The sequence below is a fragment of the Pseudoxanthomonas sp. Soil82 genome, from assembly GCF_040446535.1.
Taxonomy (GTDB): domain Bacteria; phylum Pseudomonadota; class Gammaproteobacteria; order Xanthomonadales; family Xanthomonadaceae; genus Pseudoxanthomonas; species Pseudoxanthomonas kaohsiungensis.
In genome coordinates this window covers 796,244-808,600 of record NZ_JBEAAK010000001.1, presented here as the reverse complement: position 1 = coordinate 808,600, position 12,357 = coordinate 796,244, and the positions used below count along the sequence as shown (strand labels likewise).

The following is a 12,357-nucleotide window of genomic DNA, read 5'->3' as shown; positions in this document are numbered from 1 at the left end:
CTGACCCCTCTTCTGCGGCTCTGCCTCACCGCAGGTATAACGCTGATGGGAGGCGCTCAAGCCCGGGCGCTACGGGAGGCGATGTGGAAGTGATCGGCGCAATCGTCCTTGCATTGGCGATTCTGTGGATCCTCAAGAAGTGGAGTGAACTTCGAGAGGGCACGCACGCCAGCCAGCAGGCCACCAAAACCTATCTTTTGCGCATTGGAGGCGGAGGCGGCAACTACGACATGGAGATCGTGGGTGAGTCCCACTATCTGAACAACCTGCGATCCATCGCGGGTAGTGGCGAGGTCCGCCACTACTGCGATGCGATCTTGCGCATGGAGGACGAGAACCCGCATGACTCCAACGCAGTAGCGGTCTACATTGAAGGATTGAAGGTCGGCTACCTGCGCAGAGAAATCGCCAAAGGCTACAGGGAGCAAGTCGAGCCACACGGCAAGCTCGATGGAACTTGCGGTGCGGTGATCGTAGGCGGAGCCGAGGGACGTCCAAACCTGGGTGTCTGGTTAGACTTACCAGTCAATGAGTAGCGACTCTGCACCGTCGTCGCCCGCCCTCATCCCAGAAGTGAACCTGACCCCGTTCTTGCCGCTCGGCGTTGGGCTACCAATCACCCGCTCAATATGAAGAGCGGTTCAATCGCCTGGGGTATGTGCCCTAGGTCCACTGTCCGAAGAACCGGGGTCACTCCACTCTGACCCCGTTTTTCCGCTGAACTTTAAGCCACCCCGCTTATGCCACAGCCCAACCCAAGCCTCGCATGTTCAAACGCTCGACAACTAGCGGATGCGGATCAATAGCATGAAGCCTGACCCGTAGCTTGAGAAGAACGCTGGCGGGATCTATCGCCCTTGGGAAGAGTCGGGAGTGCTTAATCGGCTGCTCAAGATGTAGCACAACCCGAATCTTTCTCTTGCCTAAGATTTCGGCTGCAAATTCCCTCTCTTCCGACACATTGGCGTTGACCTTTGCTGGAAAGAGGCATGCCAGGGTATCTACTACTTTGGCAGCCACTTCTTCATCAATTGAGATTACTTTCGTGCGCACCGCCCTTCGGTAGTCCTTAACCTCAATGAGCCATGCTTCCGGCCCCTGGGCAGCCAGTAGATCCACGGCCTTTAACCCACTTTTTGCACGACCGAACTGATTCCTGTAGAAGGCCCACTCATCGTATTTGCTTACCCTCCACCCCGCGGGAAAGGTGAAATTTAGCCCATCCACCGACAGCACAGTCATGCGCCGACCCCGGCATCCAAAAATCTATCGGACTGAGCAAGGTCTTCGTCGAGGGCCGCTATATCGCCAATGTCTTCGATGCTCGGCCCCTGCTTAACGACCACTCCATTCTTTCCCGGGTGTAAGCCGAAGAACCGATTGTGCGCCCTGCCGTTCTTATCATTGCTCAGAAGAATTTCTAGTTCCCGCAAAAGAAACAAGCTGTGCGTTGCAAGGAAAACTTGCATTCCGGACTTACTCAATTCGACGATGCTGCTCGCGACTTGGCGAACCAGTTTTGGGTTTAAGTTGGCCTCTGGCTCATCCCAGAATAGATACCCCTTGTCCAGCAACGCGCCTGTTGCAGTCAAACGCGCAAGCATTCCGAGCTTTCGCAGACCTTCGGCAACTAGCGGAATTTCCATTCGCCCACTTACATTCCTCAAATAGAAGCGCCCATTAGCATCCAACTCGATGCTTCCTTCCATTGCCCGCTCGAGTGGCTCAAGAAGGCTCCGAATTCTTGCCTCCTTAGGGCCCTTCTGTAACGGCTTACCGAGCAACAAACAGGTATCGCGCCAAGTCTCCTCGAACTGAAGGTAGTGCCCCTCATATAAGGACACGAAACCTGGGTAAATACTCAAGAGCTCCCGCGTCGGCAAATATGCGGGTGCAATTTTGAGCCAGGCGGCAGGCACCTTATCTACTGACACTTCACTCTTGCTATTGGTGGCGAAGCTAAACTCGACATCCAGCTCAGCATTAGCGAAGGCGAGCTTCACGTCGCAGCGCTCGCGGCCTTGCCGCCGGCGCGCCAGACGACCCAGCTGTTCCGGCCTGAACACATTTACGAGCTTTTCTGCCAAGTGTGTTTGCAAAGCAGTTTTGGTGGGAGATTCACCACTATTACTCGGCTTTCGCCCCTCTTCCCAGCTGGTCTGCAAGACGGAATAGGCCAGCTTGAGCAGATGCGATTTGCCCGCGCCGTTCTCTCCGACAATAACGTTAAGCTGCTTGCCGAAGTCGAGTTGCGCCTCCGCAAACACGGTGAGGTTCTTAATGCCAAGTTGCTTGAGCATGGGCTGGCCTCAGGATGTCTGGTCCGAATTATGCACATGGCGCACATCAAGGTTGAATAGGCCTAGCGCTCTAAGCATTCGCCCCCCCTGCCCTAAAAGTAAGAAGGCGGCCAATTGGCCGCCCTCCTAAGACGCCTCTTCGGGAATCTCACACCCCAACCGGGTTCGCCTTCTCCGGATCGATCTTGTACTGCTTGATCGCCCTGGCCACGTCCTTGCCGGTCATCTTCCCGTCCTTCGCCAGCGCGGCGATGGCGGCATGCGCGATGTAGTACCTATCCACCTCGAAGAACCGCCGCAGGTTGGCACGGGTATCCGAACGACCGAAGCCGTCCGTACCCAGCACCGTATAGCTCATCGGCACGAACGCCCGGATCTGGTCGGCAAACCCACGCACGTAGTCGGTCGCGGCGATGGCCGGGCCCTGGCGGCCTTCCAGCTGCTCGGTCACGTAGGCCTTGCGGGGAGCCTTGGCTTCCGGATTCATGCGGTTCCAGCGCTCGACGTCGAAGCCGTCGCGGCGCAGCTCGTTGAAGCTGGGGCAGGACCAGATGTCGGCGGTGACGCCGAAGTCCTTGTCCAGCAGTTCGGCCGCGGCGATGGCCTCGCGCAGGATGGTGCCGCTGCCCAGCAGCTGCACGCGCAGCTCGCCCTTCTTCGGCTTGCCGGCGTCCTTGAGCAGGTACATGCCCTTGATGATGCCGGCCTCGGCGCCCGCCGGCATTTCCGGGTGGGCGTAGTTCTCGTTCATCAGGGTCAGGTACCAGTACTCGTCGACCTGGTCTTCCATCATCGCCTTCATGCCGTGCTGGAGCAGCACGGTGACCTCGTAGCCGAAGGTCGGGTCGTAGCTGCGCACGTTGGGGATGAAGCCAGCCTGGACCTGGCTGTGGCCGTCCTCGTGTTGCAGGCCCTCGCCGTTGAGCGTGGTGCGGCCGGCGGTGCCGCCGAGCAGGAAGCCGCGGGTGCGCATGTCGGCGGCCTGCCAGGCGATGTCGCCCACGCGCTGGAAGCCGAACATCGAGTAGTAGATGTAGAACGGCAGCATCGGCACGTTGGACACCGAGTAGCTGGTGCCGGCGGCCATCCACGACGCGATCGCGCCCGGCTCGCTGATGCCCTGCTGCAGCACCTGGCCGGCCTGGTCTTCGCGGTAGTACATCAGCTGGTCGGAGTCGACCGGCTTGTACTTCTGGCCGAACGGCGCGTAGATGCCGATCTGGCGGAACAGGCCTTCCATGCCGAAGGTGCGCGCTTCGTCAGCGACGATCGGCACCAGGTGCGGGCCCAGTTCCTTGTCGCGCAGGGCGATGTTGAGCGTCTGCACGAAGGCCATGGTGGTCGAGTAGGTGCGCTCGCCGCTGTCCTTGAGCAGGCGCTCGAACTTGTCCAGCGTCGGCACGGTGAAGGACTTGCTGGCCTTGCGGCGGCGCTGCGGCAGGTAGCCGCCGAGCGCGGCGCGGCGCTCCTTGAGGTACTGCACTTCCGGCGAGTCCTCGCCGGGGTGGTAGAACGGCACCTGCTCGGCGTCCTTGAGCTGCTGGTCGCTGAGCGGGATGTTGAAGCGGTCGCGGAACGCGCGCACGGCGTCGTCGTCCAGCTTCTTGGTCTGGTGGGTCGGGTTGAGCGACTCGCCGGCGCTGCCCATGCCGTAGCCCTTGACCGTCTTGGCCAGGATCACGGTCGGCATGCCCTTGGTGTTCACCGCCTGGTGGTAGGCGGCGTAGACCTTGTGCGGGTCGTGGCCGCCGCGGTTCAGGCGCCAGATGTCCTCGTCGGAGAGCGAGGCGACCATGGCCGCCGTCTCCGGGTACTTGCCGAAGAAATGCTCGCGCGTGTACGCGCCGCCGAAGGCCTTGCAGTTCTGGTACTCGCCGTCGACGGTCTCCATCATCAGCTTCTTGAGCACGCCGTTGGTGTCGCGCGCCAGCAGCGGATCCCAGTAGCTGCCCCACAGCAGCTTGATCACGTTCCAGCCGCCGCCGCGGAACACGCCTTCCAGCTCCTGGATGATCTTGCCGTTGCCGCGCACCGGGCCGTCCAGGCGCTGCAGGTTGCAGTTGACCACGAACACCAGGTTGTCCAGGCCTTCGCGGCCGGCCAGGGCGATCGCGCCCAGGGTTTCGGGCTCGTCGGACTCGCCGTCGCCGATGAAGCACCAGACCTTGCGGTCGGACGGCTCGATCAGGCCGCGGTGCTCCAGGTACTTCATGAACTGCGCCTGGTAGATCGCCGCCAGCGGGCCCAGGCCCATCGACACGGTCGGGGTCTGCCAGTAGTCCGGCATCAGCCACGGGTGCGGGTAGGAGGAGATGCCGCGGCCGTCCACTTCCATGCGGAAGTTGTCGAGCTGGCTCTCGCTGATGCGGCCTTCCAGGAACGAGCGGGCGTAGATGCCCGGCGCGCTGTGGCCCTGGATGAACAGCAGGTCGCCGGGGTGGTTGTCCGACGGGGCGCGCCAGAAGTGGTTGAAGCCCACGTCGTAGAGCGTGGCCGCCGAGGCGAACGAGGCGATGTGGCCGCCCAGGTCGCCCGGCTTGCGGTTGGCGCGCACGACCGTGGCCATGGCGTTCCAGCGGATGATCGAGCGGATCCGCCATTCCAGGTCCGCGTTGCCCGGGCTCTTGGCCTCCAGGTGCGGGGCGATGGTGTTGACGTACTCGGTGGTCGGGGAGAACGGCAGGAACGCGCCGGACCGGCGGGTCAGCTCGACCATGTCCTCCAGCAGCAGGTGCGCGCGCTCGGGGCCGTCACGGTCGATGACCGCCTTGAGCGACTCGATCCACTCCCGGGTCTCGACCGGATCCGGATCGTTCTGCAGCACCTCGTTCAGCCAGTTCATATCACTCCCTGTGCCGCGCGTGGGGGTCGCGGCGTATACGTTCTTGTGGACCCGGGAGTTTAGCGCAAGGCCCCTTGCGCCCGCCTCGCTACGGGGGCGTATGTCGAGGCGTAAGTCGAGGCGGACGAAGCAGTTTCTGTTGCAATCGATACCGTGTCCGGGACAGTCCCGGGGACAGCGCGCGTTGTGCACGGCACCATCGCCGCGCTTGTGGGTAGGATCGGCGCAACGCCGCCCCTGGCCACCGCATGTCCGTCCCGCCGACCGGCAGTCCCGACGTGGTCCCGGCGCACCCGCACGTGGTGGCCGCCGGCGGCGTGCGCTGGCGCGACAGCCTGCGCACGCGGATGGTGCTGTGGTCGAGCGTGATCAACGCCGGGCTGCTGCTGCTCACCGCGCTGGCGTTCTACCTGGGCGCGCGCGCGCTGATCGTGCAGAACGCCCGCGCCGAGGCCGACAGCCTGGCGCGGCAGACGGTGCGCAGCCTGGAGGCCACGCTGGAGTCGGTGCAGGTCAGCGGCCGCACCCTGGCCGCCAGCGCAACCGGCGTGGGCGCGCAGCCGGCCAACCTGCGCTCGCTGCTGGTGGCCAGCCTGGCCGGCGACCCGGACATCGCCGGGGCGATGATCATCGTCGAGCCGGGGCTGCTGCCGGGCGACGCGGACGGGTTCACCTGGTACATCCGCCGCGACGGGGCGCGCCTGGTCGAGCAGTCGGTGGCCGACCTGGGCTACGACTACAAGGTGATGCCCTGGTACCAGCGCACGGTCAGCGCGGCCGGACCGTGGTGGGGCGAGCCGTACGCCAACGCCGCCACCGCCGGCGAGTTCTTCGCCACCTACAACCTGCCGCTGCGCCCGCCCGGGGCGGCGTCCGGCGCGCCGGCGGTGGGCATGGTCAGCCTGGACGTGCCGCTGGAGCGGCTGGCCGCGCTGGTCGGCGGGCTCAACGGCGCCGGGCTGCGGCCGATGCTGTTCTCGCCCGAAGGCCTGGCGGTGGTGCACCCGGATCCGGAGGTGCAGATGCGGCGCAGCGCCGCCGAGCTGGTCGGCCAGCCCGGCGGCGAGGACCTGGCGCCGCTGGCCGCGGCGATCGCCACGCGCACGGCGGCCTCGTTCGAATCCCGCGACGCCGATGGCGAAGTGCTGGCCACGCTGGTAATGCCGGTGGCCGACAGCGGCTGGACCTTCGCCCTGGCCACCTCCGACCAGCACTTCCTGCACCGGCTGGACCGGGTCGCGCTGGTGGTGGCGCTGGCCAGCCTGGTCGCGCTGCTGGTGGCGCTGTGGCTGGCGCGGCGCTACAGCGGCGCGATCGCCTCGCCGATCGAGCAGCTGACCGACAGCGCGCACCACTTCAGCGAGGGCGACTTCGACTATCCCCTGCCCTACGTCGAGCGCGGCGACGAGGTCGGGGTGATGGCGCGCGCGTTCGACGCCGCGCGCGGCTCGATCAAGGAGCAGATGCACGAGATCGGGGTGATGGCCGGCGCGCGGCAGAAGCTGGAGAGCGAGCTGTCGATCGCGCGCGACATCCAGCAGTCGATGCTGCCGGCCGGGCGCGCGTTCGACACCGGGCACATGCACGTGGAGGCGCACGCGCTGCTGGAGCCGGCCAGCGAGGTCGGCGGCGACTTCTACCAGTTCTCCGAGCTGGAGCCGGGCGTGCTGTGGTTCGCCATCGGCGACGTCTCCGACAAGGGCATCCCGGCGGCGCTGTTCATGGCGCGCACGCTGACCGTGCTGGAGCAGCAGGCGCGCCGGCACGGCTCGCCGGAGAAGATCCTGGCCGCCGCCTCGGTGCGGCTGGCCGAGAACAACGAGACCTGCATGTTCGCCACCGTGCTGTGCGGGCGGCTGGACGTGGCCAGCGGCCGCCTGCGCCTGGCCAGCGCCGGCCACGAGCCGCCGCTGCTGCTGCAGGCCGACGGCAGCGCGGCGCTGCTGGCGGTGCCGGCCGGCTCGCCGCTGGGGTTCGAGCCCAGCGACGACTTCCCGCTGTACGAAGGAACCCTGGCCGCCGGCGCGACCCTGCTCGGCTACACCGACGGGGTGACCGAGGCCTTCGACCTGGAGCACCGCGCCTACGGCAGCGAGCGCCTGCTGCGGGTGCTGCGCGCCGGCGACAACGCCGAGGCCGCCTGCCAGCGGGTGCTGGACGACGTGCGCCGGCACGCCGGCCAGGCGCCGCAGTCCGACGACATCACCATCCTGGCCATCAGCCGGCGGCGCGACGACTGATTCCGTGACCGCCGCCCACTGGCGGCGGCGTTGCCAGCCTATGATCCACCCAACGTCGCTCCGCGGGGGGAGCCATGGCCGGCGCCGATAGCGAAGTCCCGATCGCGGACCTGTCCGGCGAGCGCGTGCGCTGGTACCACAGCCTGCGCACCCGGATCGCGCTGTGGTCGGGACTGCTGACCCTTCTGTTCCTGCTGGCGGTGACCCTGGCCACGGCCTGGTACCTGCGCCGGGAGATCCTCGACAGCGCCCAGCGCGATACCCGCGCCACCACCATCGAGGCGGCCGGGCGGCTGGACGACCGGCTGCGCACGCTCACCATCGCCACCGGCAACCTGGCCCGGCTGGTGGCGCAGGCCGGGCTGGCGCCGGCGCAGCTGCAGCAGGCGCAGGCGGCGGTGGCCGAGTCGGTGCCGGGCACCGCCGGCACCCTGGTCGTGCTCGAACCTTCCGCGCCCGGCGCCAGCGCCTACGCGCGCTACGTCGGCCGCGACGGCCGGGTCCGCGACTTCCTCGCCGACGGCTACGACTTCCGCGCCCAGGCCTGGTACCAGCGCACCATCGCCGCGCGCGACGGCTGGTGGTCCGAGCCCTACCTCAACCGGACCGCCGGCCAGGTGTGGATGGCCACCTACAACCTGCCGCTGCCGGGCGGCCAGGGCATGGCCAGCATCGACATGCTGCTGGAGGACGTGGTCGCGCCGGTGGAAAGCCTGGCCCACCTGCCCGGCATGCGCGTGACCCTGCTGGCGCCGGAGGGCACGGTCGCTTTCAGCACCATCGCCGGCATCGCCCTGCGCGACACGCTGCAGGCCTACATCGACCAGTCCGGGCGGCACGACCTGCAATGGGCCGCCGACGCCGCCCGCCAGCGCCAGCCGGCGCACCTGGCCCACCAGGACAACGAAACCGGGCAGATGCGCTTCACCGCGGTCGAACCGATCGGCGAAAGCGGCTGGATGCTGCTGGTCGGGCAGACCTACGACCCGATCATCGCCCGCTTCAACCAGGCACTGCTGGTGCTGGTCGGCGCCAGCCTGGTGCTGGGGCTGCTGGCCACGCTGCTGGTGCGCAAGGTCGGCAAGCAGGTCAGCCGGCCGGTCGAACACCTGACCCGCAGCGCGGTGCACGCGATCGCCGGCGGCGCGGACGTGCCGCTGGACCAGCAGCAGCGGCGCGACGAGGTCGGCGTGCTGGCGCGCACGCTGGAGCAGGCGCGGCAGTCGATCCGCCAGCAGATGGCCGAGATCGAGCAGATGGGCGCGGCGCGGCAGAAGCTCGAGAGCGAGCTGTCGATCGCGCGCGACATCCAGCGGGCGATGCTGCCGCAGGGCCGCACCATCGACCGCGGCGGCGAGCACGTGGAGGCGCAGGCGCTGCTGGAACCGGCCAAGGCGGTCGGCGGGGACTTCTACAACTTCATCGAGCGCGGCGGCGGCGAGCTGTGGTTCGTGATCGGCGACGTGTCCGACAAGGGCGTGCCGGCGGCGCTGTTCATGGCCCGCGCGGTGACCATGCTGGAAGTGGCAATCCAGACCGCGGCCACGCCGGCGCAGGCGCTGGCCGAAGGCTCGCGGCGGCTGGCGCAGGGCAACGAAACCTGCATGTTCGCCACGGTGCTGTGCGGGCGGCTGGACATCTTCAGCGGCGCGCTGGCGCTGGCCTGCGCCGGCCACGACCCGCCGCTGCTGCTGCATCGCGACGGCCGGATCGAGATGCTGGTGCTGGAGAACGGACCGCCGCTGGGGTTCGAGGTGAGCGAGGACTTCCCGCTGTGGCAGGGCACGCTGGCCCCGGGCGACTGCCTGCTGGCCTATACCGACGGCGTCACCGAGGCGTTCAACCTGGCCGAGGAGGCGTACGGCACCGAGCGCCTGCTGCTGGCCGCCGCGGCCGGCCTGGGCGCGGCCGAGGCCTGCGCACGGCTGCTGGCGGACGTGCAGCGCTTCGTCGGCGCCGCGCCGCCCTCGGACGACACCACCATCCTGGCGATCAGCCGCGCCCGCGACCTCGACAACCTTTCGGCGCAGGCGCATGCTGTCGGCGCGAAGGGGGAGACTTCGGTGCACATCAGCGTGGCGCATACGACGGAAGACGTCCTGCGCATGACCGACGCGATCGACGACCTGATGGCGCGCCATGGCGCCAGCCCGGCGGCTGCGCACGATGCGCGGCTGGTGGTGGAGGAGATCGCGTGCAACGCGGTCGAGCACGCGGTCGCACCCGAGGCCCCGCTGGAAATGCATGCACGCGTGGACGACGGCCGGCTGTGGCTGGAGTTCCGCGACCGCGGCCAGGCGTTCGACCCGACCGCACACGCCGCACCGGCGCTGGACGCGGACATCGGCGAGCGCGGGATCGGCGGGCTGGGGGTGTTCCTGGTGCAGGAGCTGGCCGAGGACATCGCCTACCAGCGCGTCGACGGCTGCAACGTATTGCGCGTCACCCTGCGGCTGGACGCCGCCCACGACATGGAGAGCCAGGCATGAGTCTGTTGAGGACCGAGATCGCCCCCGCCAACGGCGGCGTGCAGCGCGTGGCCATCGGCGGCCGCCTGGACACGCACACCTATGCCGAGCTCGACCAGGCGCTGGCGCCGCTGCTGGGCAACCCGGCGGTGACCTCGCTGGTGCTCGACCTGGAGGGCCTGGACTACATCAGCAGCGCCGGCATCCGCTCGGTGTTCAAGGCGCGCAAGGCGCTGGCCGCGCGCGCCGGCAAGGTGCTGGTGGTCAACCCGCAACCGCAGATCCAGAAGGTGTTCGACCTGGTCAAGGCGGTGCCGCTCAACGAGATATTCACCTCGGTCGCCGAAGCCGACGCCTACCTCGACGCGATGCAGCGCAAGGTGGTCGAGGGCGACGACGAGGATTGAGCCCGGCGCCGCGCTCTTCGTAGAGCGGGCCTTGGCCCGCTGCGCCTTCCCTCGCGACCCCGAAGCCGGGCAAGCCCGGCTCTACGAGAGTGCGGTGTATCGGAGCACCGGCAGGTTCGGTTGCATTGGATGGATCGACATGACCGTGCGCATCGGAGCAACGCGCCGTTCGTAGAGCGGGCCCTGGCCCGCTGCGCCTTCCCTCGCGACCGCGAAGCCGGGCAAGCCCGGCTCTACGGGGGCGCATCACATCAGGCGTTGCCAGCCCTTGTCGCTGCTGAGCTTGGCCAGGGTGTCGCGCTGGGCGAAGAAGCGGACCAGGCCGCAGTCCTTGCAGACGATGGCCTTCATCTTGGCGTTGGTGAACACGCCGCTGGTGCCGGGCAGCAGGTCCGGGCCGTAGCCGCCGCGGGCGCTGATGTCGCCGTGGACGTAGAGGTCGGTGCTCTCGCACTCGGGGCACTGCTTGCTGCTCGACATCGCGATCCCTTCGAAAGTGGTCGAGGGATGATCGGCGACGGCTTGGTGCGCGGCAAGGGACGTGCCGCGGTCGAAGCGATGCAACGCGGATTCCGGCGCTCCGCCGCGTGCAGGATCGGCCACGGCGCGGCACCTTAACCTGTAGGAGCCCATCCTCATGGGCGACACGCCACCCCGGCACAGGCGGCATGCGCTCGGAGCCTGTGCGGTGCGGTGCGATCCGGTTCGGATCGGGCGCGGGGGTCGCCCATGAGGATGAGCTCCTACAACCGGCCGACGGCGCTGGAGTGGCGCCTGCCGGCTGCGCGGGCAATCAGAACGCGAACTGCACGCGCGCTTCGAAGATTTCCGGGTCCAGCGACACGCCGGCGTGGTCGGTGCGCAGCCACACGTAGTTGGCCTGCAGCTTCAGGTGCTTGCCCCAGTACCAGTTGGTGCCCAGGGTCCAGTCGCGCTGGCGGCCACCGCGGATCGCGCCGTCGTCCAGGTCCAGGTCGGCGTAGCGCAGCTGCACGTCGAAGGCGCCGGTGTCGCGCGCGGGCTTGGGGTTGCCGAAGGCGCTGTTGGTGTACGGGCGGGTCTCGCCGGTGAGCACCCACGAGGCCAGCGCGTACCAGCCGCGGCCGGTGAAGTCCGGCTGCCCGGACGGGGCGTCGTTGTGGCCGTGCAGCAGCTCGGCCTGCAGCAGCAGCGGGCCGTCGCGCCAGGCCGCTTCCAGGCCGAGGCGGTCGATCGAATCGCTGGCCAGGCGGCCGGTGTCGACCAGGCGCACGGCGGTGAGCGCGGCGTTGGGCCGGGCGCGGAAACGGGCGATGCCGTCGTCGCGGCGCTCGCGCGAGGCGCTTGCGCCCAGGTGCAGCACGCGGGTGTCGTCGGCGATGGGGGTGTGCACCACGCGGCCGGCGACGGTGGTGCCGTCGTTCTCGTCCTCCAGGTCCGGGCCGTGGTAGCCGGCCAGGGCGAAGCGCCAGTTCTCCAGTTCGGTCCAGGTCCACTCCAGGCCGACGCGGCGGCCCTGGTAGAACGCGTTCTCCGCGGCCGAGCGCTCCAGGTAGAGGGTCGAGCTGGTGCCGGTACCGTAGTCCTCCCAGCCGACCAGGGTCTTCTGCTGGCCGCCGCGGAAATCGCCGGCGGCGGTCTCCAGCTTGAGGTAGGCGTCGGCCCAGGCTTCGGCCTGGAAGTCGTAGCCGGCGGTCAGCTCGAAGCTGCCTTTGCGGCGGGCGTACAGGTACAGCTCCTGCCGGCGCCAGTCGTCGGCGTCCTCGAAGGTGCCGGCATCGTCGGCGAAGCGGTTGACGTCGTACTGGACGGTGCCCTTGGCGCCGTACTCCACGCCGCCGGCGGTGAAGGAGGTGGGCAGGCCGGCGGCGGCCGCGACGGCCGGGGCGAGGAGCAGCAGCGGCAGGGCGAGCAGGCCGCCACGGGCGGCAGGAAGCGGGGAAGTCATGGGATCACGTAAGCCAGGGAAGGGATGACCGGGCCGGCGCCCGCCCGGTGTGCGCACGGCGGCGGGGGCCCGGGAGCCGGCGGCGGTGCTGCCGGCCCACATAGGTTAGCGGCAGCGCGGCCCCCGCCTGTAGGAGCCCATCTTCATGGGCGACCCGACGCCCCGAACGTAGG

At 68.0% G+C, this 12,357-nt stretch carries 9 protein-coding genes; 4 read left to right on the top strand and 5 right to left on the bottom strand.

Annotation, left to right across the window (positions count from 1 at the left end; all coding sequences use genetic code 11):
* Positions 1 to 83 precede the first annotated feature (83 nt).
* The gene (locus ABKA19_RS03520; RefSeq protein WP_353687677.1) at positions 84 to 536 is read left to right on the top strand and encodes an HIRAN domain-containing protein; all 453 of its coding nucleotides are present in this window, start codon (positions 84 to 86) and stop codon (positions 534 to 536) included.
* Positions 537 to 738: 202 nt separating this feature from the next.
* On the opposite strand, the gene ABKA19_RS03515 is transcribed toward ABKA19_RS03520, so the two are convergent.
* The 3 genes from ABKA19_RS03515 to aceE all read right to left on the bottom strand — a co-directional run bounded on the left by ABKA19_RS03515 (position 739) and on the right by aceE (position 5,142).
* Entirely contained in the window at positions 739 to 1,242 is a 504-nt protein-coding gene (locus ABKA19_RS03515; RefSeq protein ID WP_353687676.1) for a cysteine--tRNA ligase, read from the bottom strand.
* On the bottom strand, positions 1,239 to 2,300 hold the full coding sequence (locus tag ABKA19_RS03510; RefSeq protein ID WP_353687675.1) for an AAA family ATPase: 1,062 nt from the start codon (positions 2,298 to 2,300) through the stop codon (positions 1,239 to 1,241). Before ABKA19_RS03510 ends, ABKA19_RS03515 begins: the two co-directional genes overlap by 4 nt.
* Positions 2,301 to 2,448: 148 nt before the next feature.
* On the bottom strand, positions 2,449 to 5,142 hold the full coding sequence (gene aceE, locus ABKA19_RS03505; RefSeq protein WP_353687674.1) for a pyruvate dehydrogenase (acetyl-transferring), homodimeric type: 2,694 nt from the start codon (positions 5,140 to 5,142) through the stop codon (positions 2,449 to 2,451).
* Positions 5,143 to 5,390: 248 nt separating this feature from the next.
* On the opposite strand from aceE, the gene ABKA19_RS03500 reads away from it, so the two are divergent.
* The 3 genes from ABKA19_RS03500 (at position 5,391) to ABKA19_RS03490 (ending at position 10,257) form a co-directional block, all read left to right on the top strand.
* Positions 5,391 to 7,382 carry a SpoIIE family protein phosphatase gene (locus ABKA19_RS03500; RefSeq protein WP_353687673.1) on the top strand — a complete coding sequence of 664 codons (1,992 nt, stop codon included), beginning with the start codon at positions 5,391 to 5,393 and terminating at the stop codon, positions 7,380 to 7,382.
* A 74-nt stretch (positions 7,383 to 7,456) separates the two neighbouring features.
* Positions 7,457 to 9,871, top strand: a complete 2,415-nt coding sequence (locus ABKA19_RS03495; protein WP_353687672.1) for a SpoIIE family protein phosphatase — start codon at positions 7,457 to 7,459, stop codon at positions 9,869 to 9,871.
* Positions 9,868 to 10,257 (top strand): STAS domain-containing protein, encoded by a 390-nt coding sequence (locus ABKA19_RS03490; RefSeq protein ID WP_353687671.1) that lies wholly within the window; start codon positions 9,868 to 9,870, stop codon positions 10,255 to 10,257. The genes ABKA19_RS03495 and ABKA19_RS03490 overlap by 4 nt, the downstream gene beginning before the upstream one ends.
* 246 nt (positions 10,258 to 10,503) lie before the next feature.
* On the opposite strand, the gene ABKA19_RS03485 is transcribed toward ABKA19_RS03490, so the two are convergent.
* Complete coding sequence (locus ABKA19_RS03485; protein WP_353687670.1) at positions 10,504 to 10,737, bottom strand: hypothetical protein; 234 nt, start codon at positions 10,735 to 10,737, stop codon at positions 10,504 to 10,506.
* Between the two features lie 313 nt (positions 10,738 to 11,050).
* Complete coding sequence (locus ABKA19_RS03480; RefSeq protein WP_353687669.1) at positions 11,051 to 12,184, bottom strand: OprO/OprP family phosphate-selective porin; 1,134 nt, start codon at positions 12,182 to 12,184, stop codon at positions 11,051 to 11,053.
* Between the last annotated feature and the right edge of the window lie 173 nt (positions 12,185 to 12,357).

What these genes read in the sequence shown, in the direction of transcription:
- ABKA19_RS03515 (WP_353687676.1), bottom strand. Translation starts at nt 1,242, where the DNA reads ATGACTGTGCTGTCGGTGGATGGGCTAAATTTCACCTTTCCCGCGGGG.
- ABKA19_RS03510 (WP_353687675.1), bottom strand. Translation starts at nt 2,300, where the DNA reads ATGCTCAAGCAACTTGGCATTAAGAACCTCACCGTGTTTGCGGAGGCG.
- aceE (WP_353687674.1), bottom strand. Translation starts at nt 5,142, where the DNA reads ATGAACTGGCTGAACGAGGTGCTGCAGAACGATCCGGATCCGGTCGAG.
- ABKA19_RS03500 (WP_353687673.1), top strand. Translation starts at nt 5,391, where the DNA reads ATGTCCGTCCCGCCGACCGGCAGTCCCGACGTGGTCCCGGCGCACCCG.
- ABKA19_RS03495 (WP_353687672.1), top strand. Translation starts at nt 7,457, where the DNA reads ATGGCCGGCGCCGATAGCGAAGTCCCGATCGCGGACCTGTCCGGCGAG.
- ABKA19_RS03490 (WP_353687671.1), top strand. Translation starts at nt 9,868, where the DNA reads ATGAGTCTGTTGAGGACCGAGATCGCCCCCGCCAACGGCGGCGTGCAG.
- ABKA19_RS03485 (WP_353687670.1), bottom strand. Translation starts at nt 10,737, where the DNA reads ATGTCGAGCAGCAAGCAGTGCCCCGAGTGCGAGAGCACCGACCTCTAC.
- ABKA19_RS03480 (WP_353687669.1), bottom strand. Translation starts at nt 12,184, where the DNA reads ATGACTTCCCCGCTTCCTGCCGCCCGTGGCGGCCTGCTCGCCCTGCCG.